Below are 25,801 nucleotides of genomic sequence, written 5' to 3'. Positions count from 1 at the left end.
GACTCGTCACAGCGCCTTGGCTAGGGACGTGCGGCATCCGAATTTGAGGTAACGAATTAACCGTACAGGCCACTAGTGTCCTGTATTGGAAATAGGAGGAGAGCATCATGAGCCTTCCGCTATTTGAGTATGGCGACGAAGTCCGTCTGATCCGCAATGTGCGTAACGACGGCACCTATCCGGGCCTGGACACCGGCACGCTGTTGATCCGCCGCGGCGCGGTGGGGTGTGTCTACGATGTGGGCACCTACTTGCAGGACCAGTTGATCTACCGCGTGCATTTTCTCGGGGACGGGAAAATGATCGGTTGCCGTGAAGAGGAGTTGATTCTGGCATCGGCCCCGTGGGTTCCAAACCTGTTCGAGTACCGCGACTCGGTGGTTACGCGCTGCGCCTTGTCGTTGCGCGGCGAGGTGGTGGTCGAGGCCGGGCGTGGCGGCAACATCGAGAAAGTCCTGCGCGACCTGCCGCAGGGCATCCAGTACCACGTGCATTTTGGCAATGGCTATGTCTTGCAAGTACCCGAGCAGAGCCTGGCGATGGCCGAATCGCCAGTGGAGGTTAGCGATGAGTAGTCACAACCGGCAATTGTCTTCCGGGCAAAGCCGTTATCAGTTGCTGAAGGTCGCTCACGAGCACTTCGGTTGCCCGCCCGCCGCGCTGAGCAACGAGCAATTGCTTGAAGCCGAGCGCATCGTCAGCCGTCAGATCCAGATCGAAGAAGCGGTGCTGCACAGCGCCGAGGCGCTCGGCGTGATGATCCCGCCGGGGCAAATCGATGATGCTTGGGCACGTATCGCCAGCCGCTACGACGACCCCGAAGCGCTGCGTCTGGAACTCTTCGACAGCGCGCTGGACGAGGCGCGTATTCGCCCGCTGCTGGCCCGTGAACTAAAGGTCGAGACGGTGCTGGACCGAGTGTGCAAAGACCTGACGGAAATCGGCGACGTCGAAGTCAGCCTTTACTATTTCAATCATCTGGAACAGTTCATGCGGCCTGCCTCGCGTCAGGCCCGGCACATTCTCATCACCATCAACCCGGAGTTCGCAGAAAACACTCGGGAAGCCGCTCTGGCGCGGGTCGAGTCCATTGCCAGGCGCCTGCACGGCAAGCCGGGGCGTTTCGCCGAGCAGGCCCTGAAACATTCCGAATGCCCGACCTCGTTACAAGGCGGGCAACTGGGCAATGTCAGGCCGGGGGTTCTTTATCCGGAACTGGAGGCCAGTCTGTTCGCCCTTGAGGTGGGACGCATCAGTGCGCCGGTGGAGTCGCCGCTGGGTTTTCATTTGTTGTTCTGCGAGTCGGTCCAGCCATCCATGTGCGCGCCTCTGGACGCCGTTTTGCCGCACCTGCGTGAAAAACTCCGGGATCGTCAGCGCAAGGCCCATCAACGGCAATGGCTGGAGCAGCTGTTGCAACACCCCCCATCAATGGAGAGCCGCTCCCATGGCTGATACTCAGAAACCCTGCTGCTCGTTCTGCGGCGCGGAAAAAAGCTCCACGGTGCCCTTGATCGCCGGTAACGAAGGGCGGATCTGCGAGGCTTGCGTCACCCTGGCCCATCAGGTGGTGAACAGTTGGGGGCAGCGCCGTAAACACCAACAATTGGTGCCCAAACTCAGTACGCCCGCCGCCTACAGGGAACACCTGGACGGCTCGGTGATCGGCCAGGAAACGGCCAAGGAAACCCTTGCGGTGGCGGTGTATAACCACTACCTGCGCTTGCTCAACAGTGACCGCGAGCCGGTCTGTCAGCTGGGCGACCGGGTCGAACTGGAAAAATCCAATATCCTGATGGCTGGCCCGTCCGGCACCGGCAAGACCCTGCTGGTGCGCACCCTGGCGCGTACGCTTGGGATGCCCTTCGCCACGGCCGACGCCACCACGCTGACCCAAGCCGGGTATGTCGGCGACGATGTCGACAGCATCATTGCCCGCTTGCTCGAAGCCGCCAACGGTGACGTGCAGCAGGCGCAATGGGGCATCGTCTACATCGACGAAGTGGACAAGCTGGCGCGGCGCAGCGGTGGCGGTACGGCGGTGCGTGATATTTCCGGGGAGGGCGTGCAACAAGCCCTGCTGAAGATGATCGAGGGCAGCGAAGTCCGCATTGGCAAGGCAGGGCGGCGCAGCGAGCAGGGCGAAGAGCAGGTGGTCGATACGCGTAATATTCTGTTCATCGCCGGGGGAGCATTCGCGGGCCTGGAGCAATTGATCAGCAGCCGTATCCAGCCCAAGACCAGCAGCATCGGTTTTCATGCACCGCCGCGTTGGCAGCAACCCTCGGTCAACGAGTTGCTGACCTCGCTACTCCCGGACGACCTGCACGAATACGGTCTGATTCCTGAGTTTATCGGGCGCTTTCCGATCATTACCTTTCTTCAGGAACTGGACCACGACACGTTGCTGCGCATCCTCACCGAGCCGCGTAATTCGCTGATTAAACAGTACCAGCAGTTATTCGCTTATCAGGGAGTGAGCCTGGATTTCACCCCCGAGGCATTGAGCTTCATTGCCGATCAGGCACTGCAACGCAAGACGGGCGCCCGGGGCTTGCGTGCCGTATTGGAAGCCGCGCTGCAACCGACCATGTTCAGCATGCCGTCGCGTCCCCAATTGCGCGGCTGCACCCTGGAGCTTGATCAGGGCGATGTCGATGGCAGCGACTGTTTGCGTGTCGCAGAGCGGCTGGCGGAGGAAGACGAAGAGATGCCTCAAGCGCATCAATCGGTCGGGGAGGCCAGCCCTGAGCCGGTGCGCCTGAGCGTTGATGTTTGAGTGTCGCAAAACCGACAGAGCCTGCCATCGCGTGCGAAGCGCCACGTCGGTTTTGCGACATGCACTTCAGAATATTATAAAAATTCTTTAAGTATCAGTTTGTTATGTCGATATTTCGAGCGTCCGGCATGGCTCGTTTCGTGCTCTTGTCTTGGTGAGCCGGGCTTTGAAGGGTGCCGGAACGCTTTCTTATTTATGCAGCAGCCAGAGGTGAGTGAACTATGGCCAGAATTGGAATCTTCTTCGGCACCAACACGGGCAAATCCCGCAAGGTCGCCAAAATCATCAAAAAGCGCTTCGATGACGAGACCATGGCAGACCCGCTGAATGTTAATCGCACCACACCCGAAAACTTCGCCAGTTACTCGCACTTGATCCTCGGTACACCGACCTTGGGCGATGGTTTGTTGCCGGGCCTGTCCGCCGATTGCGAGACCGAAAGCTGGGAAGAATTCCTGCCCAAACTGGCAGGGCTGGACTTCTCCGGCAAGACCATCGCGCTGTACGGGTTGGGTGATCAAGTCGGCTACGGCGATGAGTTCCTCGACGCGATGATCGTCCTGCACAGCTTCTTTGCCGGGCTGGGTGCCAAACTGGTCGGTGCGTGGCCAACCGAAGGTTATGAGTTCGAGCACTCTGAGTCGGTGGTCGATGGGAAGTTCGTTGGCCTGGCGCTGGATCTGGACAATCAGAGTGGTCTCACGGAGGAGCGTCTGGATGTCTGGTTGAAGTCGATTTCGGCGGACTTTGGTCTGGCGCTGTAACCTGGCGTCTAATTCGGTATCTGGTTTGAAAGTCGTACGATTGATGGGCTCTTTCTTTTGAAAGGGCCCATCGGCTCACAGCCTTGTCAAAGACCTGATCTGGAAAAATCAGGTCTTCTTGCGGCCCAAAATGATATGCGAGGCCTTGATCACTGCCGTCGCTTGCACACCGGGCGCTATCCCGAGCTCAGCCACCGCCTCACGAGTAACGATAGCGGTGATTTGCGCACCACCCGTCAAACGCAGCGTCACCTCGCTATTTACCGCCCCGGCTTCTACCGACTCCACGGTGCCCGGTAGCTGATTGCGCGCGGACAGTTGGAAGTTGCTGGCATCGGTCATCAACATGACCCAAGGAGCCTTGATCAATGCAACCACTTCGACATCGGTGGCCAGTTGCAGCTCGCGCACACTGTCCATGGTTACTACGGCGACCAACTGGTCGCCGTTGCCCAGGTCAATATCCACCACTGCGTTAACTGCACCAGGATGGCACTGTGAAATCTTTCCCCACAAACGATTACGCGCGCTGATTTGCATGTTGATTCTCCGCGGATGTCGGCTTCGCGACACGTTGTAGTGTTTGCTACATAGAAAACCCGGATAGGGACTCCTGTTCGGTCGCTATTACTGTAGGAAAGGCTTTGATATAGGCACAACCATAGCGCCTTCATAATTGGCACGTTTATCGCTATGTATCGACGTATACAGATGGAGCCAATATGACCAATACCCCGCAGCGCTTCATCGGCCACTTGTCGCTTGAAGGCGCGGTTGGCGTTTCACTCTCCGAAATACGTATTCGTCTGCTCGAACAGATCGGCGTGTGTGGTTCTATCAGCCAGGCGGCCAAAGCGGTGCCGCTGTCCTACAAGGCGGCATGGGATGCGATAGATGCAATGAACAACATGGCGGCGCAACCCTTGGTGGTCCGGGTTACGGGTGGCAGGCAGGGCGGCGGTACTCAGCTTACCGACTACGGGCGCAGCATTGCCGCCATGTACCGGGCGTTGGAACTCGAATATCAGGTTGCGCTCGACCGGCTCAGCGTACGTCTGGGAGACGTGGGAGGGGCCGATATTCATGACTTTCAAAGCCTTATGCACCGACTTTCGATGAAGACCAGCGCACGCAACCAATTCTCTGGGCCTATTGCCGGTCTACGCGATGGGGGCGTGGACTACGAAGTGCGCCTGCGTCTAGATGCGCAGAGCGAGCTGATTTCAGTCATCACTAAAGCCAGTGCGGAGAATCTCGCGCTGGCCATTGGCAAGGAGGTTTTCGCTTTCGTCAAATCCTCATCGGTGATGCTCTGCACTGACCGCGACTTGCGTCTTACCGCACGCAACCAGTTATGGGGCGAGATCGTCGAGATTCAACAAGGCTCGGTGAACGATCAAGTCAGCCTGCTGTTGCCGTCCGGGCGCAGTGTTACCGCGGTTATCACTCACGACAGCTGCGACATCATGGGCTTGGCAGTGGGGCAGCAGGCGTGCGCTCTGTTCAAGGCTTCCAGCGTTATCCTCGCCGTATACGATTGATCACGACTCAAGGAGTTTTACATATGAAAGTCCGTTCCAGTCTGCTTGTCTGCATTGGCTTCGTGTTGATCTCGACCCTGGTGCAGGCCGAGCAAGTGCAGGTGGCCGTGGCTGCCAACTTCACTGAGCCGATGCGCAAGATTGCCGAGCAATTCGAGAAAGACACCGGCAACCAGGCGGTTTTGATCTTTGGCGCTACCGGCAAGTTCTATACCCAGATCACAGAGGGTGCGCCTTTTGAGGTGTTTCTTGCCGCTGATGACACCACTCCCGCCAGGCTGGAAAGCGAGAAGGCGGGTGTCCAGGGCAGTCGATTCACCTATGCCATCGGCAAGCTGGTGCTGTGGTCGGCTACGCCCGGCTATGTTGACGCCAAGGGGGAGGTGCTGAAGAAAGGCGACTTCAAGCATTTGTCCATTGCCAACCCAAAAGCCGCGCCCTACGGCGCCGCTGCCATGCAAACACTGGATAAGCTTGGCCTGACCCAGCAAGTCGAAAGCAAGATCGTCACCGGTGAAAGTATCTCCCAGGCCTACCAGTTCATTGCTACCGGGAACTCCGAGCTTGGTTTCGTTGCGCTGTCCCAGGTAACCGAGAACGGCAAGCTGGTCAGCGGTTCGGACTGGCTGGTGCCGGACGATCTCTATAAACCCATCCGCCAGGACGCGCAAATCCTGACCAAGGGCGAGAGCAACCCGGCAGCCAAGGCATTGATCGACTACCTCAAGGGGCCCAAGGCTACAGCGATCATCCGCTCGTATGGCTACACGCTCTAGTGTTCGGGTGTCCTGGTCTTTAAGGAGCTTCTATTGCTCTCTGCATTCGATCTTGACGCAGTCTGGTTGACCATCAAACTGGCCAGTCTCACCACGCTTATCCTATTGGTTATTGGCACGCCGATCGCTTGGTGGTTGGCCATTACTCGTTCGCGCCTGCGCGCAGTGATAGGTGCCATGGTTGCGTTACCGTTGGTGCTGCCGCCCTCGGTGCTTGGCTTTTACTTGTTGATCGGTCTCGGCCCGCACGGCCCGCTGGGCGCGCTGACTCAAACACTCGGTTTGGGCCTGTTGCCTTTTACCTTCGCTGGGCTGGTATTTGGATCTACCTTGTATTCCATGCCTTTCGTCGTACAACCGTTGCAACAAGCGTTCGAGGCTATTGGCAAGCGCTCGCTGGAGGTCGCCGCGACGCTACGTGCATCACCTCTGGATACGTTTTTCACCGTGGTCGTGCCGCTGGCGCGTCCTGGCTTTATCACAGCAGCGATCCTCGGTTTCGCCCACACCGTTGGCGAGTTCGGTGTGGTACTGATGATCGGTGGCAATATCCCACAGCGTACACGTGTGGTGTCGGTACAGATCTACGATCACGTCGAAGCGATGGAATATGCCCAGGCGCATTGGCTGGCAGGGGGCATGCTGGTTTTTGCCTTTCTGGTGTTGTTTGCCCTTTATACCTTTAACGCCCGCCTGCGGATGCTGTGAATATGACCGATCTTGCACTTTCGCCCTGCGGCATTGATCTGCGTTTGGATCACGGTTGGGGTGATTTCCATCTGCAGGTCAAAGTACGTCTGTCCGCCAATGGGGTCACGGCGATCTTCGGTCAATCCGGGTCGGGCAAGACCACCTTGCTGCGTTGTATTGCTGGACTGGAGCGGGATAAGAGCGGCTACGTCGAAGTCGCTGGTGAATGCTGGCAGGATGAGGCGCGCAGGTTCTTTCTGCCACCTGATCGACGGCCGTTGGGTTACGTGTTTCAGGAGGCTAGCCTGTTTGCGCATCTGGATGTGCGCCAGAATCTGGAATACGGCCAGCGGCGTATAGCGCCTAATGAACGTCGCGTCTCACTGGAGCTGGCAGTGGAGTTGCTCGGCATTGGTCACCTGCTCAAACGCTCGACACAACACCTGTCCGGTGGTGAACGTCAGCGGGTAGCGATTGCCCGCGCGCTGGCTACCAGCCCGCGCCTGCTATTGCTCGATGAGCCGTTGGCAGCCCTGGATCAAGGGCGCAAACAGGAAGTGCTGCCTTACCTGGGACGGTTGCACAGTGAACTCGGTATCCCAATGCTTTACGTGAGTCACTCGTTGGCGGAAGTCAGCCGCCTGGCCGATCACATGCTTTACCTGGAAAATGGCCAGCTGCGCGCCGTCGGACCGCTTAACCAGCTATTGACCCGTGCCGATCTGCCCTTGGCTCATCTGAATGAAGCTGAAACTGCGCTGGAAGGTGTGCTCGAATCGCATGACGAAACCTTCCACCTGAGCCGGGTGCGCGTGCCCGGTGGTTTGCTGGTCTTGCCGTTGAGCGAACTGCCATTGGGCCAACGCGTGCGCGTCAGCATCCAGGCCCGTGATGTCGCCCTGGCGCTGGAAAAACCGCAACGCAGCAGCATCCTCAATATGCTGCAAGGCGAAGTACTGGACCTTATCGATGACCTGCAGAGTGCGCAAACACTGGTGCGCATCAACTTGGACGGCGCTGTGATGCTTTCACGCATAACTCGCCGCTCGGCAGTGGACCTTGAGCTAAGCACAGGCATGCCGGTGTATGCGCTAGTCAAGGCTGTGGCGTTGATGAATTAAGTGCTCATCGTTGACGGTGACGATGGTTTTTCCTTCAGCGTTGATCTTCCATGAATAACCTTCTCACCCTCTTTGATCAGCGCATCAAATAGGGTTGCGCAACGTTCTATCAATGACGAGGAGATCATTGAATTCAAGACACGCTTGCCTGCGTAATCGAGGTAGCCATCCTTGAGCTTTGATGCTCTTGTGCTTTTCAGCCATTGACTCACTAAAGGGTGGGGCGCGGTCAATTGAGACGGGACTTCAATAATTCGCCGGACGGTAGGTGAGTTTGTCTCTGCGCTAGTCTCAGCGGGCGGGGGGGCAGGGTCGAGAAGCTGGAATCGGATTTTACCTTCGATTGGTGGAGGCGTGGGTTTGCGTTTTCGCCGCTTTTCCTGCTTTGCCCAATGGCCACGACCGGGGAGGGGGATGCCAGCTTTACGGAAAGCCTTGGCGACGGCGACGTCGGAAACACCAATTTCCTGAGCCAATTTGACCATGGGCGTTTCCCAAACCTTCTCGAACAGCTCCGCAACGGTGAAGCTCACGAATGTGTACATGCAGTGGGCCATCTTTATCGATCGCGAGTGAAGGTCAACGCAGGTTGAGTGGATGTTAAATTCCGGGGGAGCGCGGTGTCCAACAACTCTACGACCGGATCGTGTCTCTTTGGCAGGTGCTGGAAAACTTTCACACAGTCGGTACGTGCTCAGGCGTCGTGAGATTGCTTGCCGCCCAATTGGCTGTGGGTCGAATCAGATCGTGTAGTCCGAAGCTATCTTTCCTGGCCCTTGATACCCTTCAAAAACAAGTCCAGAATTAAGTCTTTTCCTGCTCCGGCAAGAAAATAAACCCCTTAGATTTCAATGGGTCGGACGCCAGATGCGAGTCTCGTTTCCCGCTCCAAATATTGCGCCGCAGAGTTCCACTGAATTCTGTAAGTGATTGAAATCAGGACCTTCGGGTCCTTTTTTCGTTCCAGCGGGAACCACTGAAATCCAGAGTGCTGGCAAAAGGTCCTTGTTAAAGCGTCGTTGCAACTCGGCATTGCCGTCTTTACGCGCGACGCCATCCAACAGCCAGGCCTTGACCAGATCCTGGACGGTCAGCGTTTGCACCTTCGTCGTTTTTACTTGTTTGGCCTCTACGTTAGCAGCGGCGTATGCCTGTGCCTTGGCGGTTTTCTTTTGCTCGCTGGGATTGATCTGCTCGTCAATGAGCGCCCTGGCCTGGTTACGCGCCTTGCGGATGTCAGTCAGGGATTTGCGCGGCCAGGTTCCGCAGGCGTACTCTTTGTTCTGGTCGCCCCAGCGATAACGATAGAAAAAGCTGACCGACACACCGTCCTTGCGGACTGAGATTCGACCGGCGAGATTGCCATCCTCCCTGAGGATTCGGCCGGCATCATCGGCGGTCAGCGACTCGAGTTCTTTGATGGTGATTTTGGCCATAAAATGAGTTCCCCCTACTTTTCCCCCCACAAAAACGTCGGCTCTTGATGGACGTTACTGGGCTCTCGTAGAGCAGAACACCGCTGGAACTCAAGTAAATACTCGCTTGGAAAAATCCAGAGTAAAATTTTGGAATCTTTCAAGAAGTATGAAAAAGGAGATGACAAGCAATTGCGTATTTCCCTCGGTACCTATCCCGACGTGAGTCTCAAGGAGGTTCGTCGGCGGAGAGAGGCTGCGCGTGCGCTGGTGGCCAACAATATCGATCCCCGATCCCCGATCCCCGATCGCATCGTCGCGCAGAGCGGCAGAAAGCCTCTCACGCCGTCAACAACACGTTTGAAGCGGTTTCTGATCGCTGGCATGAGTTCCGAAGTAAAAAACTGACGAAAAGCAATAAGGGCAGTGCAGGGCAAGCCAGCAAATACCTGAAGAAGGACATGCTGCCGTGTTTGGGCGATCTTCCGATCGCGGATATTTCTCGTGGTGACGTGCTGGAGCTCATTAGGCGAATTGAGCGCAGAGGTGCGCTGGTCTCTGCTCGAAAGGTGCGCACCTGGCTCAACCAGATCTTTCGTTTTGCTATGGCGGAAGGGCTCATTGATGTGAACCCTGCAGCAGACCTTGATATCGTTGCCGAGACGCCGCGGCCAGTTCGCCATAATCCTTTCCTCCAAGTAAATGAACTTCCAGGATTGCTCAGGACCGTCACCCACTATGGGTGTGCAGAAAAGACACGACTTGGCATTCGTCTATTGCTGCTGACGGGCGTGCGTACAGGAGAGCTGCGGGCGGCGACGCCAGACCAATTCGACTTCGACAAGGGGATCTGGCTGGTACCACCGGAGGGTGTGAAGCAGCTCCGAAGTCGTGTGCGAACACAGGGGAATGAGATTCCACCTTATGTGATTCCGCTTTCCACTCAAGCAATTGTAATTGTGCAGCGGATGATGAAGTTAAGGGCGCGCGGTGCACGGTATCTGCTGGTTCACCGATACGAACCGCAGGAAATGATCAGTGAAAATACCCTTAACACCGCGATCAGCCGGATGGGTTACAAAGGGAGGCTCACCGGTCATGGCATCAGGGCTACCATCTCAACGGCGCTCAACGAGGTTGGCTTTGTAGAGGAATGGATCGAGGCGCAGCTTTCTCACGCTGATGCCAACCAAATTCGGGCTGCGTACAATCATGCGGAATACGTCGAGCCTAGACGTAGGATGATGCAATATTGGGCGGATTTGTTAGATGCCCTAGAGGTCGGCGTTCCGCCGCCTACGCCCGAAGCACACATGCCGCAGCTCGGCCGAGCTCCAACGGGTTTTTCTGGGCTCGCAGCTGGACTATGTTGATTCCTAACATGGCGTGCTAGGAGGGCGAGTCGAGTGTTCGGATCACTCCGTCCCGACCATATTTACATAGAAAATCCAGCCACTTAGCGGTGGTTGGATTTTTTATGGGGGGTGATTTTTTTGTATAAATGAGTTTTGACCCCACTTTTTGCCCACTGTGAGCAAGCGACAACTATGGCACTGCTTTGTACCGGCTTTGGCACAAGCAGCAGCGACGGGCGTTAGAGCAAGATTTCTGTGCCAAAAAACCGCTAAAACAGCGTCAAAGTCACTTTTTGGGTTTGCGACACCTTTCGCACTGAAAAGTGAGCTAAATAATTGTAGTGAAAGAAAATATTCAGCGGAAACATGACGTCCTTTTGTGCCAAATGTCCCGCCAGCTCACACTGGCTTTTGGTGGAATCCACACCGCTCCCGCGCGCGTTGAGACGCATTAACGAGGCGGTGTTGGGATGGCTGTGGTTGTCTTAGTTGCCCTCTTGGCTAATCGATGACCATCTACGCAGTGGTGCGTTGTTTACAGTTCTAGATTGCCACCGCGGAGCGCAGATGCCGATCCATGTCATCTGGCCGCGCACGCGCTATATCCAGCCCAAGGTACGAATGATCTTGGATGTATTGTTGGCGATGACAGCGGCGCAGGCGGATTTGTTTCTGTCCAACCACGCTCGATATCAAATATGTGCATCAGAACGAAAATCACGCTCTTATCTAAGCTTTAGATCTGCTGGCTAATAACAACGGGCGTGCCCCTCAGATCCGCGCATCCAGCCATCCTTCGGTCATCTGCGGTTCACACGCCAGCAAATGCTCGGTATAGGCTGGATGAGGCGGGTTGAGCACCTGTTCGCGGGTGCCTTGTTCCACCACCTGGCCTTGGTGCATTACCACAATGCGGTCGGCAATCGCGCGTACGGTCGCAATGTCGTGGGTGATAAACAGGTACGACACCCCCAGTTCCTTCTGTAGGCGCAACAGCAGGTTGATGATGCCTTGCTGGATCAGCTTGTCCAATGCCGAGGTCACTTCGTCGCAGATGATCAGGCGTGGCTCGGCCGCCAGGGCACGGGCAATCGCCACGCGCTGCTTTTGTCCGCCCGAGAGTTCGCCGGGCAGGCGCGAGAGGTGATCGGGGCTCAGCTCGATCATCTCCATCAGTTCGCGCAGACGCTGCTGCAGCGCTGCCCCGCCCAGGGCGTGATAAAACGCCAATGGCCGCCCGAGCAATTCACGCACGGTCTGTTTCGGGTTCAGGGCAGTGTCGGCGCTTTGGTAAACCAACTGGATCTGCCGCAATTGCTCCAGCGGCCGTTCAGCGTAACGCGCTGTCAGGGGGTGCCCGGCAAACTGCACCGTCCCGCCGCTCACCGCCAGTAAGCCGGTGATGCAGCGGGCGAGTGTGGACTTTCCTGAGCCAGACTCGCCGATGATTGCGGTGGTGCGACCCTGGGGCACATCAATGTTTATGTCGTCGAGCACCTTCACGTGTCCGTAGTGAGCGCTGAGTCGTTCGATGCGCAAGATCTGGGAGCTTGCCTCAGGCTCCGCTGCCTTGGTCAACTGGCGCACCGCCCACAGGCTGCGCGTGTAAGCCTGGGTCGGGGCTTCAAGCATTTGCCGGGTGGGCGCCTGTTCCACCAGTTTGCCGCGCTTGAGTACCATGATGCGTTGGGCCATTTGCGCCACCACAGCCAGATCATGGGTGATGTACAGAGCGGCACTCCCAGACTGCGCAATAGCGTTGCGGATAGCCGTCAGCACGTCGACCTGGGTGGTGACGTCGAGCGCAGTGGTCGGTTCGTCGAAGATGATCAGATCGGGTTTGCAGATCATCGCCATGGCGGTCATCGCTCGCTGCAACTGACCACCGGAGGCCTGGTGCGGATAGCGCTCACCGAAGTGATCCGGGTCAGGCAGACTGAGTTGGCTGTATAGCTGCCGTGCGATGGCTTCGGCTTCGTCACGGGGTATGCCGTGCAGCAGGGCGCTTTCGATGGTCTGGTCGAGCAGGCGCCGTGCCGGGTTGAAAGCAGCGGCGGCGCTTTGCGCGACATAGGCGATACGTCGCCCGCGCAGTTGCTGGCAGTGCTTGTCGCCGGCCTTGATCAGATCGACACCGTCGAACCAGACCTCGCCTGTACGCACCCGGCAGCCGGCGCGGGTAAATCCGGCGGCTGCCAGGCCCAGGCTGGATTTGCCGGCGCCGGACTCGCCTATCAGGCCCAGTACCTCGCCACGCGCCAGAGTCAGGTCGATTTCCTGCACGATGGGCTGCCAGTCGTTACCGTTACGTGCGTCCAGGGTCAGGTTGCAGATGCGCAGCAGCTCGGTGCTCATGGTCGGTGCTCGTCGGTCGGGTCGAGGAAATGGTCGACCACCACGTTCACCGCCAGGGTCAGCAGGGCGATGGCACCGGCCGGAATCAGCGGAGTGATGTCGCCGTAGCTGATGAAGGTCGCGCCTTCGCGCACCATGGTGCCCCAGTCGGCAGAGGGCGGCTGGATGCCCAGACCCAGGAATGACAGGGCCGAGATGGTAAGGAAGGCAAAACAGAAGCGCAGGCCGAACTCGGCGATCAGGGCCGGCAGGATATTGGGGAGGATCTCACGGCGCAGTATCCATGCTGTGCCTTCACCGCGCAGCCGTGCGGCCTCGACAAAATCCATCACCACCACGTTGCGTGCAGTGGTGCGTGCCAGCCTGTAGATTTGCGTGGCGTTGATCACGGCGATGATCAGCACGATATTGGGAATCGACGGACCAAGCGCTGCCAGCAGAATCAGGGCCAGAATCAGTTGCGGTATCGCCATCAAGGTTTCGATGGCGGCGGACAGCAGGTTATCTATCCAGCCGCCACGAATCGCGGCGAACACGCCCAGGCTGGCACCGACGGAAAACGCCAGCAGGGTGGTGAGCACCGCGATGCCCACCGAGTTGCGTGTGCCGTAGATCAGGCGGCTGAGCACGTCGCGACCGATCTGGTCGGTACCCAGCCAGAACTCGCTGCTCCAGGGAGCATACGGTTGGTCGCTGATGACCTCTGCTTCGCCGTGGGGCGCAAGCCAGGGCGCCAACAACGCCACCAGCAGGTAGCCGATAACGATCGCCGCACACAGGTAGACCATCCAGGGTTTGCGCTTCAAGCGCTGCCAGCGACTGACCGTCACACGTTCGAGCGGGGCCGTATAAAGTACCGTCATGGGTGGGGTCTCGTCTGTCATCGCGGGTGCAGCAACCGTGGGTTGGTGGTGATGGCAACGATGTCGGCCACCAGGTTGAGGGCGATGTAGGTTGCGGCGAAGATCAGCGCGCAGGCCTGCACCACTGGAATGTCTCGCGAGCGTACTGCGTCAACCATGGTCTGACCGACACCGGGGTAGACGAACACCACTTCCACGACGACCACGCCGACCACCAGATAAGCGAGGTTGAAGGCCACCACCGCGCTGATCGGTGCCCAGGCATTGGGTAGGGCATGGCGCAGAATGATCCTCCATGGGGCAATTCCCTTGAGCGTGGCCATCTCTATATAGGGGCTGGTCAGCAGGCTGACGATGGCTGAGCGGGTCATGCGCATCATGTGCGCGACAATGCCCAGAGTCAGGGTCAGCACCGGGAGCGCAAGGTGCAAGGCGATGTCGCCGACGCTCATGCCGGGGGTAATGCGAGCCAGTGAGTAGAACCACGGCAGCTTGACCGCAAACAAAAGCATCAGCGTGTAGGCCACGAAGAACTCTGGAAACGAAATACTCACCAGCGTCGTCAGGTTGCACAACCGGTCGAGCCAGCTGTTACGCTTGATTGCGGCAAGAATACCGAGCAGCAGCGCCAGCGGAACCGCCACCAGTGCGGTGATGCCGGCCAGCAACAGGGTGTTTTTCAGGCGGGGTGCGACGATGCCCATGACCGGACGCGGCTCACCGGCGCGGGAAGTGAACGATAGGCCGAAGTCGCCGGTCAGCGCGCCGCCCACCCAGTGCAGGTAACGTTCGCTGTACGGTTGGTCCAAGCCCAGTTGGCGTTGGAGGGCCGCCACCGTTTCAGGGGTGGCGGAGCGGCCGAGGGTAGCCTTAGCGAAGTCGCCGGGCAGCAGCAATACCGCTGAAAACACCAGCAGCGATACCGCCGCCAGCGTTGCCAGGCCCATGCCCAGGCGTTGCACAGTGGTTCGCAATACCGGGTTTGAAAGCGCACTGTCCATGGTTATTTCCCGAGTTTTGCCAGCCGCACGACCCCATGCCGTGCAGGGTGTCAGTACAGGGTGCGCAGTCGACTCAGGCCATCCACCAGCGCTCGGCCATGCGGAAGTTGTCGCACTGCAACATATTGCCCAGCGGGCCATGGGCGATCTTGTCCGACACGGCGTCGATGAATTGTGCGTACACCATCACAATGGCCCCGCCATCGTCATGCAAGATTTGCTGCATCTGCGCGTAAATGGCTTGGCGTTTTACCGGATCGGACTCGCCGCGGCCTTGTACCAGTAACTGGTCAAAAGTCGGATTGGCCCAGCCAGTGTCGTTCCATGGGCCGTTGCTGGCATAGGACGTGGTGAACATGGCGTCCAGGGTCGGTTTACCCAGCCAGTCGCAGGCGACAAACGGCTTGTGCTGCCAGATTTTGTCCCAGTAGCTGTCATCTGCCTCGCGGATCACATTGATGGTGATGCCAGCCTTGGCCGCCGAGTCCTTGTACAACAGCGCGGCATCGACAGCGCCGGGGAAAGCGGTATCGGCGACCGATAGATCCACTTCAATGCTGTCCAGGCCCGCCTGTTTGAGCAGGGCGCGAGCTTTGTCCGGGTTATAGGTGTGCAGCGGTTTGGGTTGTGTGGCGAACTTGATCTGCGGTGCGATGGGGTTGTCGTCAGCGATTTTGGCGTTGCCCAGGAAAACCTTCTTGAGAATGGCCTCACGGTCCATGGCGTACTTCATGGCCAGGCGCACCTCAGGCTTGTCGAAGGGCGCGACTTTGGCGTTCATGTCGAAGCTGAAGTGCCGCACGCCAGCGGTGCGTAAAACGTGAACTTTGGGGTTGCGTTCCAGCATGGCCAGGGTCTTGATATCGGCGTCAACCATGTAGTCGACTTCGCCCGTAACCAGGGCATTGGTGCGCGCCGCCACGTCGGCAATGCTGACGAACTCAACTGAATCGAACCAGGGTAGGCCTTTCTTGAAGTAGTGCGGGTTGCGCTTCATTTTTAGCACGGTGCCTGGCTGAAAGCTTTCGACCATGTACGGACCGGTAGCGACGCCCTTTTGCCAGTCCAGGCTGCCGTCAGCGTTGGCCGGCATGATCGCCAGGTGGTTATCGGACACGGTGTACGGGAAGTCGGCGTTGCCACCACTGAGGGTAAACACCACATCGTGCTCGCCCTTGGCGCTGATGTCGGTGAGGGTATCGAGTGAGGCTTTGACCCCGGAGGTGGAGTCCTTGCTCATGTGGTGACGATACGAGGCAATCACATCATTGGGGGTGACCGGGCGGCCGTCATGGAACACCAGGCCCGGGCGAAGGGTGAAGGTCCACACCGTCAGGTCGCCATTGGCCTGATAGCTCCCGGCGAGTGCCGCCACGATCGAACCGTCGACCGCCAGTTCCGTCAGACCATTGGTGAGGGTGCCGCCAAATGCAGCCTGAGCAAAAGAGGTCAACCAGCCAGCAGGGTCGTAGCTATCGCTGGGTGCGCCGTCGTTGATGGCGAAGCGGGCGTGGCCGCCAGCCTTGGGCGTCGCGGGGGCAGCGAACGCCATGCCCGGTTGTAATGCTGAAGCCATGGCGGCACTGGCACCCAGAACCGTGGCCACTTCCAGAAAGCGTCGGCGTGAAAAACCGTTGCAGGTGTCATCTGGGTCTTTGCTGTGCGTCATCTGATCATCCCCGAAAAAAATGCATGGCTGTTTTCTCGAACCCCTGACGCAGCTGACCTGCGTGCCACTCAAGCTATTCGTGGTTGATTGATTAGTCAACCACTTGATATTGATTGTCCAGTCAGTCTATCTTCTCTGGCACATGGCAACTGGGCTGCTGACGGCCCACTACAATGCTGGGGGAAATAGATTGGTTAAAGTCACTGCAAAGCCTGCCAACAAATCCGATCAGGTCGCTGAGCGCCAGGAGCAATTGCTCGCGGCGACAGTCACGGTCATCGCTCGCAAGGGCCTGTCGGGTATCACCATGAATGACATCGCCGTAGAAGCGGGTTGCAGCTACGGTGTGGTCGCGTTCCATTTCAAGAGTAAGGAACGCCTGCTGCTGGCGGCGCTCGATATGCTGGTCAAGGAATACGAAGTGCTCTGGGACAAGATTCTGGCGCCCAATACTGCCACCGTGGCCGAACGCCTGCGGCTGGTCATCGACCTGGACTTTGACAAGCGCATCGCCAAACCCAAAAACGTCGCCGTGTGGATGGCCTTCTGGGCCGAGACCTCGCGGGTATCGGCTTATCGGGCACGTTGCGGTGAGCTCAAGCGGCGCTCGCTGGCCTCCATAACCGAATTGGTTGAGGCGCTGGCCGTTGATAGACAACTGGACCTGCCGGCTGCGCAAATCGCTTTTGGCCTGTATGCCCTGAGCGACGGCTGCTGGACGTTCAACCATGTCACCGGCGAGACGGGACCTGCCCAGCGAGAGGCGTCGCGCAGGCTTTGCTACGCCTACATGGCCGTTTTTTTTCCTGACGAATTCTCATTGCCCGCGCCCTAGATGCGCCCTGATCGTTCTGCCCTTAAAGGAGTTTCGCCATGTCTGAACGCCTCAATCTCCCGCTTGACGCCACTCAACTGCGTCAGGCCGCTCGCCAACATCTGCTGGTGCCCGCCGAAGACATGACGGAGCTGGGTCGGAGCACCCGGCCTTTGCTGATGAAGGGTGAGGGCGTCTACGTGTTCGACGCTCAGGGCCACAAGCTGATCGACGGCCCGGCTGGCATGTGGTGTACGCAGATCGGCTACCAGCGCAAGGAAATTGCTGACGCCCTGGCGCAACAGGCGATGCAGTTGTGCTACAACACGCCCTGGTACTCCATGAACGGCCCCTCGGCAGAGCTTGCCCAGCGTATCGCCGAAGTGGCGCCGGGCGATCTGAACCGGGTGTTCTTTACCACCGGCGGCTCGACGGCGGTGGATTCGGCGCTGCGCTTCGTGCAGTTCTACAACAATGTGCTGGGCCGGCCGAACAAGAAGGGCATTCTGTGCCGCATCGACGGCTACCATGGCAGCACGCATCTGACTGCTGCTTGCTCGGGGCGCGCCGGTAATCGACCGAATTTTGACCTGGCACTGCCGGAGCTTTCGTTTCTCAGCGCGCCGAACCTGTATCGCCAGCCGGCGGGCACCTCTGAGGCCCAATTTCTCGAGCAGTTACTGGCTGAGTTCGAAGACCGTCTTGCGTCCATTGGCGTGGACAATATCGGCGCTTTCATCGCCGAGCCGGTGCTGGCCTCTGGCGGCATCCTGATCCCGCCCAAGGGCTACCACCGTCGCATTCTGGATATCTGCCGGCGCCACGACATCCTCTACATCAGTGATGAGGTGGTCACCGGCTTCGGTCGTTGCGGGCACTGGTTCGCCTCGCAAGAGTTGTTCGACATCACCCCGGATATCATCACCTTCGCCAAAGGCGTCACCTCCGGCTATGTGCCGCTGGGGGGCTTTGTGATTAGCGACGCAGTGCTTGATCGTGTGAGTGGCGACAATGCTAACGGCAGTTGCTACAGCAACGGCTATACCTTCAGCGGGCACCCGGTCAGCTGCGCGGCAGCACTGGCCAACATGCAGGTGTTCGACGACGACCATCTGCTGGAACATGTCCGGGACATCATTCCGTATTTTCAGGAACGCCTGCAGAGCCTGGCCGGCTTGCCGCTGGTGGGTGATGTGCGCAGCATCGGCCTGCTCGGCTGCATCGAGTGCGCTGCGGGCGAAACCACGCCGGCGGCCACGGAACTGGACCGCGAGATCGCCCAGTACGTCGACCGCCAATGCTATGAACTGGGTCTGATCGTGCGGCCCATTGGCAGCATGTGCGTGCTGTCGCCGCCGCTGATTATCACCCGCGAGCAGATCGATAGCATGATCGAGATCCTGCGCGCAAGCTTGCTGCACGCTGCCGAAAAATACGCCCGCTAATCGCCACGAGGTGGTCGATGTCCAGTTCGCCGTTGATTGTTCCGGGCCGCAAGCAGGACCCCTTGCTCGCGCCTTTGCAACTCAAGCACTTGACTCTGCGCAACCGCATCATGAGCACCAGCCACGCGCCCTTTCTGGAGGAGGGCGGGTTGCCGCTGGAGCGTTACCAGCGCTATCACGAGGAAAAGGCCAAAGGCGGCATCGCACTGACTATGTTCGGTGGTTCGTCAATGGTAGATGCCGACTCCAGTTGGGGTGGCAGCGGACAGCTGGACTTGTCCAACGATGGGATTATTGCGCCATTCCAACAGTTTTCCGAGCGTATCCATCGGCATGGCGCCGCGTTGATGTGCCAGATTTCTCACTTGGGGCGGCGGGCCGATGCCACGTCGTATAACTGGTTGCCCAGCATTGCACCATCGCGCTCCCGGGAGACCCAGCACCGGGCGTTTTCCCGTGAAATGGACGAGCACGACATCCGGCGCATCGTCAAGGCTTACGGGGCTGCTGCAAAGCGTTGCCTGGAGGGCGGCCTGGATGGGTTGGAAACCCTGACCGGCGGGCACCTGCTGGGGCAGTTTTTTTCGCCGCGTACCAATCAGCGCCATGACCGTTTCGGCGGTTCGTTGGAGAACCGTGCGCGCTTCGGGCTGATGGTCTACGAGGAAATTCGCCGGCAGGTCGGCGAGAAGATGATCGTCGGCATCCGCTTTGTCATCGATGAAGGTATCGACGATGGCCTCGGTTTTGAAGAAGGCATAGCCTTGGCCCAACTGTTCCAGCGTGAAGGGCTGGTGGACTATTTCAACTGCATCTTCGGGCGCATGGACACCGTCATCGCCCTCGCCGAACAGAACATGCCGGGCATGGCTTCGCCCAGCGCGCCGTTCCTGCACAACGTTGGCGCGTTTCGTCGCGAGGTCTGCCTGCCGGTGTTCCATGCCGCGCGCATCGCCGACCTGGCTACGGCGCGTTACGCCATCGGTGAGGGGTTGCTGGACATGGTTGCCATGACCCGCGCGCACATGGCCGACCCGCAACTGGTCAACAAACTGATGCGCGGTGAAGAGGCCAATATCCGCCCCTGCGTGGGCGCTTCGTACTGCATGCACAAGAAGGTCAACTGCATCCACAACCCGGCTTCAGGGCGCGAGACGCAGTTGCCTCAGGTGATCGAGCGGTCCCCACAGCCATCGCGCAAAGTTCTGGTGATAGGCGCCGGGCCAGCGGGGCTTGAGGCCGCACGGGTGGCGGCCGAACGTGGACATCGAGTGCTGGTGCTGGAAGCCGGTAGCCAGGCGGGCGGGCAACTGCTGTTGGCGGTTCGGGCTACCTGGCGGCGTGATCTGATCGGCATCGTCGACTGGCGTGTGGCTGAATTGCAACGCCTGGGTGTGGAGGTGCGCTATGACGTCTATGCCGGCGTCGAAGAGGTCGTGGCCGAATCGCCCGAGGTCGTGATTGTCGCCACCGGTGGACTACCGGATCTTGACTGGCTGGAAGGTGCTGAACACTGTCTCAGCATTTGGGACGTGCTGGCGGGCACGGCACCGGTCAGCGGGCATTATCTGTTGTACGACGGCAGCGGCCGCCATGAAGGCGTGTCAACGGCGCTGCACCTTGCCGAGCAAGGCGCGCAGGTATCACTGGTGGGAATCGACGAAAGTCTGGCGATGGAAATGGAGTATTCGTCCCGGGCGATCTATCGCAAGCAATATGCCCAGCACGGCATCGACGTGACCGGTGATCACCATCTGATCCAAGTCAGCCGTCATGCCGAAGGTGGCCTGATGGCAACGTTTCGTCATGAGTTGACGGGCACATTGCTTGAGCGGCGCGCCGACAAGGTGGTGGTGGAACGGGGTACTGCCCCACTGGACGAAGTGTTTGAAGGGCTTCGGGGAATGTCCTGCAACGATGGGGTGTTGGAGATACCTCAGTTTCTGCAACTTAAGCCGCAGCCTATGGGGGGGCGCGACGGGTTTGCGCTGTACCGTATCGGCGATGCACTGAGCAGTCGTAATGTGCACGCCGCCATGCTTGATGCGATGCGTCTGGGATTGGTTTTATGAGTGAAGCTAGTACGCTGCTGTGGATCGATGCGCAGCGGGTCCACCGTCTGCTGGACTATCGCCGCCTGGTGCAGGCGCTGCGCGAGGCGCATCTGCAGCCTATGCCGATCAGTGAAGACGTCTGCATGGATGAACCGGGTGCGGGGCGCGGTAATAATTTTTTGCTGCTGCCGGCCTGGAGTGGGCAGCGCATGATGGGGGTCAAGCTGCTCTCGGTGTTCCCGGACAACGTTCGGGCTCGGGTGCCGTTGCCCACGGTGCAAGGCATTTACGCTGCCTTCGACGGGCGCACCGGTACGCCCTTGTTCATTGCCGACGGTGCCGCGCTGACGTTGCGCAAGACCGCCGCCGACTCGGCACTGGGGCTGGAGCTGCTGGCGCCTATCAACGTCTCGACGCTACTGATGATCGGCGCAGGTGACATGGCCGGACCCTTGGTCGAGGCCTTCATCCAAATACGGCCGTCACTGACGCGGGTCTTGCTGTGGAACCGTACGATGCCGCGCGCCGAAGCACTAGCGGCGCACCTACAGGCGTCCGGTATCGACTGCCAGGTGGTCACTGACCTGGATCAAGCCCTACCGTTAGCTGATGTGGTCTGCAGTGCGACCATGAGCCAGCAACCGCTGATCAAGGGCGCGTTGCTCAAGGCCGGCGCCCATGTCAATCTGGTTGGCAGTTGGCAGGAAGATATGCGCGAGGCCGACGACGCGACGATTGCACGGGCGCAGATTTATGTCGATTCGCGCGAGGTCAGCCGGCACAGTGGTGACCTGTTGCAACCGGTCGTCAGCGGTTTGATCAGTTGGGCCGATGTGCGTGCCGATCTGTTCGAGTTGTGCCAAGGGTATGAAATACCTACCCTTGAGGCAGGGCAGGTGACGCTGTTCAAGAATGCTGGTGGGGCGCATCTGGATCTGTTCGCCGCGCAGTTTCTGGCGACTGAGGTGGGTGTGGAGTGGGCCTCATAAGTCCACATTGATCCAGGAGTTCTGACAAGTCCCTGATCGGTTTGCTTCACGCTTCAGTTGCCTGAAATAATCCCAGAAATAGGTGGCTACCTTCCATCAACGGCCCGGTGACACTGCCCTTCCTAATATCCAGAATCCGTCAAGAAGGTGATCGGTCGTAAACGAACGGGGATCACAGGTTGCGCAACGGCATCCGGTTATGCGGCAACAACTCGGCAATCTCACTTGCTCGCTGCATTGGCAGTCGCGCCAGAACGTCTTTCAAGTAAGCATATGGGTCATGCCCGTTGAGTTTGGCCGACTGGATCAGGCTCATCAGCGCCGCCGCGCGTTTGCCACTGCGCAACGATCCTGCGAAGAACCAGTTCTTGCGTCCAAGAGCCCATGGCCGGATCTGCTGGTCGGGTAGTCAGACGCGGTTGCTCGCGTCCAACCCCCTAAGAACCGTGCATGCGAGCTCCCCAGCACACGGCTCAAGCCTCTGCTAAGGCACCTCTAGGCACCCGGTTGCACATCATCGGCATAGGCAAATTGCACATCCCTCGGGCAGCGCAGGTGGTAGATCTCAAAATTGGCCGCCGCGTCCGTCCCGCCATGAGCTAGCTTCACAATATGGCGACTATGCCACGGTGTGTCTTTGGTCACCGGCTTGAAGCAGACGTAGCAGTGGCCGCTCTGTCGCACCCATATTCGATACAGCTTGGCTCGACCTTTTACGGAAGTGAGCATCCTCTTGCCCCAGCGGGACTCGAAGTATTCATCCCAAGCGGGGTCGTTGTAAGGTGGGCGCAGGCCGCGGCTCCCCGAGCTCGGCGTTGTCCGGCTTGTTCAAGTCCGGAAGCGGCGCGTGGACGTTTGGCCCGAGCGTCAGCCTGCCGATCTTCGATGCAGGCAGTAACCGCGCAACTCTGGACGCGGCCAAGGTCGAGCACGAGATTCAGGTGCAGACCTATCAACAAACCCTGCAGACAGCCTTCAAGGAAGTGGCCGATGCCTTGGCGGTGCGTAGCACCCTGGACCAACGCCTCACCGCTCAGCAAGCCTTGACCGACGCTAGTCGCAAAAGCTTTGAACTGGCCGACGCGCTTTACCGCGGAGGCTCGCAAAGTTACCTCGAAGCCCTGGATGCCCAGCGTTCGCTGTACAGCGCTCAGCAGGATTTGATCACACTGCGTTACGCTGGAAGATTCGCGAGGCTATTGTAGAAACCGTATCACTGAGCCGCCGTGGATGCACGCCTGCTTGCGTTGTAAATGGGTACATACAAGTCCGACATTGTTCCGTAGGATGCACTCGCCAGGAAGGCGCTGCACACCCAATAGCCGGTCTCTCGAGCTGTTAGCGCCATAGGTGCCCATGATGGGCTTTTTGGCCGACGTGTTCGCTACCAAGCGCGCTTTGATTTACTCGACGGGACCGCCCCTAAATGTCGAATCTTGAATCTGGCGCTTGTCCGGTGACCTTCAGGCAATCGAAGAAGGTGATACTGGCGACGGTCGTTGGCAATGGCCTGGTGATCTACGACTTCACGGTATACAGCTTTTCTGCCGTGATCATCGGCAAGCTTTTTTTTCCATCGGACAGCTCGTTCGCCTCGTTGCTGATGGCCTTGCTGACGTTTGGCATCGGTTTTGCGATGCGCCCGCTGGGCGCAATCGTGATCGGCAACCTGGCTGACCGCAAAGGGCGAAAAGCCGGCTTGAATGTCAGCAATTTATTGATGGCGACAGGTACCGCCTTGATCGCTTTCATGCCGACGCATGCATCTATCGGCGTCACCGCAACGTTGTTACTGGTGCTCTCGCGGTTGCTGCAGGGGGTCGCAACCGGAGGGGAGATAGGGGTGTCGTCTGTGGTGCTGATGGAGCTGGCGCCCCGCGATCAACGCTGCTATCTGGTCAGTTGGCGCTCCGCCAGCCAGGCTGCCGCGGTGTTGGTGGGTGCTGTCGTCGGTGCCGCCACGACCTCGTTGCTGACGCCCGAGCAGTTGCTGGCCTGGGGCTGGCGTATTCCTTTCGTGCTTGGGCTTTTGATTGCGCCGTTTGGGTGGTTCATTCGTCGCAATATGGTGGAGACAACACGGCGCGGTCCCCATTCACCGTCGCTGCGTGTCTTGCTGAACAGCCACCGCCCCCAGCTATTGCTGGGGATTTTGATGATGGCAACCCCCACCGCAAGCATCTACCTGATGGTGCTCTATATGCCGACCTATCTGGTCCGCACGTTAGGCCTGTCGCCGAGCATGAGCTTGCTCTCGGCGTGCATTTCCAGTGCGATGCTGTTCATCGCCGCGCCATTGTTTGCCCGGCTCGCCGATCAGCTGCCGCGACGCAAACCTACCCAATACGTGACGATGATCGTCAGCATCCTGTTGGTCTATCCGGTGTTTCTCGCCTTGACCCATGGTGTGGGCGAGCTGACTTCGTTGCTGATCATCGGCGTCTATTCGGCTGTCGCGATGGGCAACAACGGTGTCACCACCGTTATGATCATGGAGGCTTTTCCGGCGCATCATCGTGCCACGGGGATGTCGGTGGTCTACAGTTTCGGCGTGACTATCTTCGGGGCGTTCTGTCCGTTTTTTGTGACTTGGTTGATCGGTGTTACCCAGAACGCAATGGCGCCCTCCTGGTATCTGCTGGGTGCGCTATTGGTCAGCCTGTTCGCATTAGTCAGGTTTCCCGCCGGCCGGCCGACTCACTGATCGATTCGGCCGGCGACGTTACGGTTACCCTGCGCGGCTTTGCTTATCCGCTGTGCCGCCGTCAGGCGATGGTCCTGCGGAGCCAGGTCATAGCGGCGACGAAACGCGCGGGTAAAGGCCGATGCGCTGTTAAACCCCAGGCTGTAGGCGATCTCAATCACTTGCCGGTCCGGATAGCGCACCAGTTCATCTGCGGCTTCGCGCAGTCGGCAGTTGAGGATATAGCGACCCAATCCCCCCTCATGCTGGAACAGACGGTAGAGCGTGGCACGAGGCAGTTGCATGGCCATCAGCACGTACTCTGGCGTCAACCAGGGTTGGTACAGGTTGTTTTGCACATAACGCCTGGCTTTATCGAACATCGCGCTGCGCGCTGCCGCCCGCACGTGCCCGCCCAGCTTGGCCTGTTTCGAAAACGCCGCGAGCATGAGTTGAACGGCGGTATCGAATGACGACGCAGCCTCGGCGCTGGTCATGCCCGGCAGTTTTCTTGAAAACGCCGCGACATGCTCGATCATCAACTGGGTGATAGGCGTCGTATTCTCGAAGACACGCCCGTGGATCGACTCGGCATGGGGCAGCGCGGCCTCCACGACCGGGCGCGAGACAAAGAAGGTCAATACGCGGCAACATCCCCGGTTCATTCTGATCGGCTGGTTCATGTCCATGGCAACGATGCTTGCCATGGCGGATGTGCCACTGTCCTGTGAGCCGCCTCGAATCGACTCCATTGCGCCTTGGGTGAAGACCTGAAACACATAGTCCCGGACTTTGTCGGTAGAGATGCGCGCGATCGAACGGTCCAGCAACAAAGCGTCGCTTGAGCAGTCGGTAAAGACTCGATCACCCAGTTTGTAGCGGTCAATGCTCGCGTTGAAGTGCGTGGTCGTTGCGTGGGATGTCGGCAGGACGTCGATGACGTGTCCGACCCGATCACGCCACGCCAGCAATTGGTTGGCAACAGGCTCGGCGCTGACCTCAAAGCGATCATGGGCGTGCCTGGAGCCGAAGTGTTCAGGGGCGTATATGACTGAAGCTGGTTTACTCATGAATTCACTACAGCCCGCAAAGCCTATGTTATCGACCCGTGAACAGGCATTGCCTCTACCCGATATACGTCCACGCCCCTTGCCGACAGCCAGTCAGAATTCTCTGTCGATCTCCTTATAGCCGCTTTCTCCGTGAAAGTAATGACAATCCTTCTCGGCATCCAACCTGTGCACTTCCCGGCGCCGTCAAGCACGGGGCAGGGCGCCTGAAAATAATTGAAAAGTTGCAACGCAGGGTCAAGCCGTCTGCAAGACGCTTGATAGATTGACGCGAATTCGAGTTTCACCGCGTCAATGTGTTTCCACGCGTTGAACGCGTGCGCTTGTTTCTCAAATAAAGTCCCGTCGGTATTGGCCTTGTCATGTTCGCAGCGCTGATCTGAAAGGGCAGTTTCAACGGGCAAGTAATTCAGGTGT

Annotated in this window: 22 protein-coding genes and 3 pseudogenes; 16 read left to right on the top strand and 9 right to left on the bottom strand. The window is 58.7% G+C overall.

What is annotated here, in order from left to right:
- Positions 1–107 precede the first annotated feature (107 nt).
- From ACYZUD_RS08700 to ACYZUD_RS08685, 4 genes are all read left to right on the top strand, one after another.
- The gene (locus ACYZUD_RS08700) at positions 108–575 is read left to right on the top strand and encodes a nitrogen fixation protein NifZ (protein ID WP_462023596.1); all 468 of its coding nucleotides are present in this window, start codon (positions 108–110) and stop codon (positions 573–575) included.
- Positions 568–1,455: a nitrogen fixation protein NifM gene (nifM, locus tag ACYZUD_RS08695; protein WP_462023595.1), complete on the top strand. Its 888-nt coding sequence runs from the start codon at positions 568–570 to the stop codon at positions 1,453–1,455. The genes ACYZUD_RS08700 and nifM overlap by 8 nt, the downstream gene beginning before the upstream one ends.
- Positions 1,448–2,779, top strand: a complete 1,332-nt coding sequence (gene clpX, locus ACYZUD_RS08690; protein ID WP_462023594.1) for an ATP-dependent Clp protease ATP-binding subunit ClpX — start codon at positions 1,448–1,450, stop codon at positions 2,777–2,779. Before nifM ends, clpX begins: the two co-directional genes overlap by 8 nt.
- Positions 2,780–3,000: 221 nt before the next feature.
- Positions 3,001–3,543 (top strand): flavodoxin, encoded by a 543-nt coding sequence (locus ACYZUD_RS08685; RefSeq protein ID WP_065835919.1) that lies wholly within the window; start codon positions 3,001–3,003, stop codon positions 3,541–3,543.
- A gap of 108 nt (positions 3,544–3,651) precedes the next feature.
- Here ACYZUD_RS08685 and ACYZUD_RS08680 read toward each other — a convergent pair whose 3' ends face one another.
- Positions 3,652–4,083, bottom strand: coding sequence for a TOBE domain-containing protein (locus ACYZUD_RS08680; protein ID WP_462023593.1), 432 nt, complete (start codon positions 4,081–4,083; stop codon positions 3,652–3,654).
- 182 nt (positions 4,084–4,265) lie between these two features.
- Between ACYZUD_RS08680 and ACYZUD_RS08675 the strand changes: the two genes are divergently transcribed.
- Genes ACYZUD_RS08675 through modC form a run of 4 tightly spaced genes read left to right on the top strand, consistent with a single transcriptional unit; the run spans position 4,266 to position 7,671 of the window.
- Complete coding sequence (locus tag ACYZUD_RS08675; RefSeq protein WP_462023592.1) at positions 4,266–5,084, top strand: TOBE domain-containing protein; 819 nt, start codon at positions 4,266–4,268, stop codon at positions 5,082–5,084.
- Between the two features lie 23 nt (positions 5,085–5,107).
- The gene (gene modA / locus ACYZUD_RS08670; RefSeq protein ID WP_462023591.1) at positions 5,108–5,860 is read left to right on the top strand and encodes a molybdate ABC transporter substrate-binding protein; all 753 of its coding nucleotides are present in this window, start codon (positions 5,108–5,110) and stop codon (positions 5,858–5,860) included.
- A 12-nt stretch (positions 5,861–5,872) separates the two neighbouring features.
- Positions 5,873–6,568, top strand: a complete 696-nt coding sequence (gene modB, locus ACYZUD_RS08665; protein ID WP_462025206.1) for a molybdate ABC transporter permease subunit — start codon at positions 5,873–5,875, stop codon at positions 6,566–6,568.
- 2 nt (positions 6,569–6,570) lie between these two features.
- Positions 6,571–7,671, top strand: a complete 1,101-nt coding sequence (gene modC, locus ACYZUD_RS08660) for a molybdenum ABC transporter ATP-binding protein (RefSeq protein WP_462023589.1) — start codon at positions 6,571–6,573, stop codon at positions 7,669–7,671.
- Here the strand turns inward: modC and ACYZUD_RS08655 are convergent.
- Both ACYZUD_RS08655 and ACYZUD_RS08650 read right to left on the bottom strand, forming a co-directional pair.
- Complete coding sequence (locus ACYZUD_RS08655; protein WP_462023588.1) at positions 7,668–8,216, bottom strand: hypothetical protein; 549 nt, start codon at positions 8,214–8,216, stop codon at positions 7,668–7,670. The genes modC and ACYZUD_RS08655 overlap by 4 nt on opposite strands.
- A gap of 441 nt (positions 8,217–8,657) precedes the next feature.
- Positions 8,658–9,107 (bottom strand): annotated as a pseudogene (locus ACYZUD_RS08650) (Arm DNA-binding domain-containing protein); the annotation flags it as partial.
- A 129-nt stretch (positions 9,108–9,236) separates the two neighbouring features.
- Here ACYZUD_RS08650 and ACYZUD_RS08645 point away from each other — a divergent pair.
- Positions 9,237–9,494, top strand: coding sequence for an integrase arm-type DNA-binding domain-containing protein (locus ACYZUD_RS08645; RefSeq protein ID WP_462023586.1), 258 nt, complete (start codon positions 9,237–9,239; stop codon positions 9,492–9,494).
- On the top strand, positions 9,380–10,459 hold the full coding sequence (locus ACYZUD_RS08640) for a tyrosine-type recombinase/integrase (protein ID WP_462025205.1): 1,080 nt from the start codon (positions 9,380–9,382) through the stop codon (positions 10,457–10,459). Before ACYZUD_RS08645 ends, ACYZUD_RS08640 begins: the two co-directional genes overlap by 115 nt.
- Positions 10,460–11,212: 753 nt before the next feature.
- On the opposite strand, the gene ACYZUD_RS08635 is transcribed toward ACYZUD_RS08640, so the two are convergent.
- From ACYZUD_RS08635 to ACYZUD_RS08620, 4 genes are all read right to left on the bottom strand, one after another.
- On the bottom strand, positions 11,213–12,796 hold the full coding sequence (locus tag ACYZUD_RS08635; RefSeq protein WP_462023584.1) for an ABC transporter ATP-binding protein: 1,584 nt from the start codon (positions 12,794–12,796) through the stop codon (positions 11,213–11,215).
- On the bottom strand, positions 12,793–13,659 hold the full coding sequence (locus ACYZUD_RS08630; protein WP_462023583.1) for an ABC transporter permease: 867 nt from the start codon (positions 13,657–13,659) through the stop codon (positions 12,793–12,795). The genes ACYZUD_RS08635 and ACYZUD_RS08630 overlap by 4 nt, the downstream gene beginning before the upstream one ends.
- A gap of 17 nt (positions 13,660–13,676) precedes the next feature.
- Positions 13,677–14,660: an ABC transporter permease gene (locus ACYZUD_RS08625; RefSeq protein WP_331190166.1), complete on the bottom strand. Its 984-nt coding sequence runs from the start codon at positions 14,658–14,660 to the stop codon at positions 13,677–13,679.
- A 73-nt stretch (positions 14,661–14,733) separates the two neighbouring features.
- Positions 14,734–16,329, bottom strand: a complete 1,596-nt coding sequence (locus ACYZUD_RS08620; protein ID WP_462023580.1) for an ABC transporter substrate-binding protein — start codon at positions 16,327–16,329, stop codon at positions 14,734–14,736.
- Positions 16,330–16,519: 190 nt separating this feature from the next.
- Here ACYZUD_RS08620 and ACYZUD_RS08615 point away from each other — a divergent pair, with 190 nt between their 5' ends.
- From ACYZUD_RS08615 to ACYZUD_RS08600, 4 genes are read left to right on the top strand one after another with little or no spacing between them, the layout of a single operon-like run.
- Positions 16,520–17,164, top strand: a complete 645-nt coding sequence (locus ACYZUD_RS08615; protein ID WP_462023578.1) for a TetR family transcriptional regulator C-terminal domain-containing protein — start codon at positions 16,520–16,522, stop codon at positions 17,162–17,164.
- Between the two features lie 38 nt (positions 17,165–17,202).
- Positions 17,203–18,588: an aminotransferase gene (locus ACYZUD_RS08610; RefSeq protein ID WP_462023576.1), complete on the top strand. Its 1,386-nt coding sequence runs from the start codon at positions 17,203–17,205 to the stop codon at positions 18,586–18,588.
- A 17-nt stretch (positions 18,589–18,605) separates the two neighbouring features.
- Positions 18,606–20,660: an oxidoreductase gene (locus ACYZUD_RS08605; protein WP_462023574.1), complete on the top strand. Its 2,055-nt coding sequence runs from the start codon at positions 18,606–18,608 to the stop codon at positions 20,658–20,660.
- A complete protein-coding gene (locus tag ACYZUD_RS08600; RefSeq protein ID WP_462023572.1) occupies positions 20,657–21,631 on the top strand; it encodes an ornithine cyclodeaminase family protein in 975 nt (324 codons plus the stop codon). The genes ACYZUD_RS08605 and ACYZUD_RS08600 overlap by 4 nt, the downstream gene beginning before the upstream one ends.
- Positions 21,632–21,803: 172 nt before the next feature.
- Here the strand turns inward: ACYZUD_RS08600 and ACYZUD_RS08595 are convergent.
- Positions 21,804–22,034: pseudogene (locus ACYZUD_RS08595) on the bottom strand (transposase domain-containing protein); the annotation flags it as partial.
- Between the two features lie 385 nt (positions 22,035–22,419).
- Between ACYZUD_RS08595 and ACYZUD_RS08590 the strand changes: the two are divergent.
- Positions 22,420–22,836, top strand: a pseudogene (locus ACYZUD_RS08590) (TolC family protein); the annotation flags it as partial.
- Between the two features lie 221 nt (positions 22,837–23,057).
- Positions 23,058–24,335, top strand: coding sequence for an MFS transporter (locus ACYZUD_RS08585; protein ID WP_462023570.1), 1,278 nt, complete (start codon positions 23,058–23,060; stop codon positions 24,333–24,335).
- Here the strand turns inward: ACYZUD_RS08585 and ACYZUD_RS08580 are convergent.
- A complete protein-coding gene (locus tag ACYZUD_RS08580) occupies positions 24,329–25,384 on the bottom strand; it encodes an AraC family transcriptional regulator (RefSeq protein ID WP_462023568.1) in 1,056 nt (351 codons plus the stop codon). The two genes, ACYZUD_RS08585 and ACYZUD_RS08580, sit on opposite strands and share 7 nt — an antisense overlap.
- Between the last annotated feature and the right edge of the window lie 417 nt (positions 25,385–25,801).

It is taken from the genome of Pseudomonas sp. XS1P51 (assembly GCF_054897845.1).
Note: the sequence above shows the minus strand (reverse complement) of the source record. Positions and strands in the feature narration are given on the sequence as shown.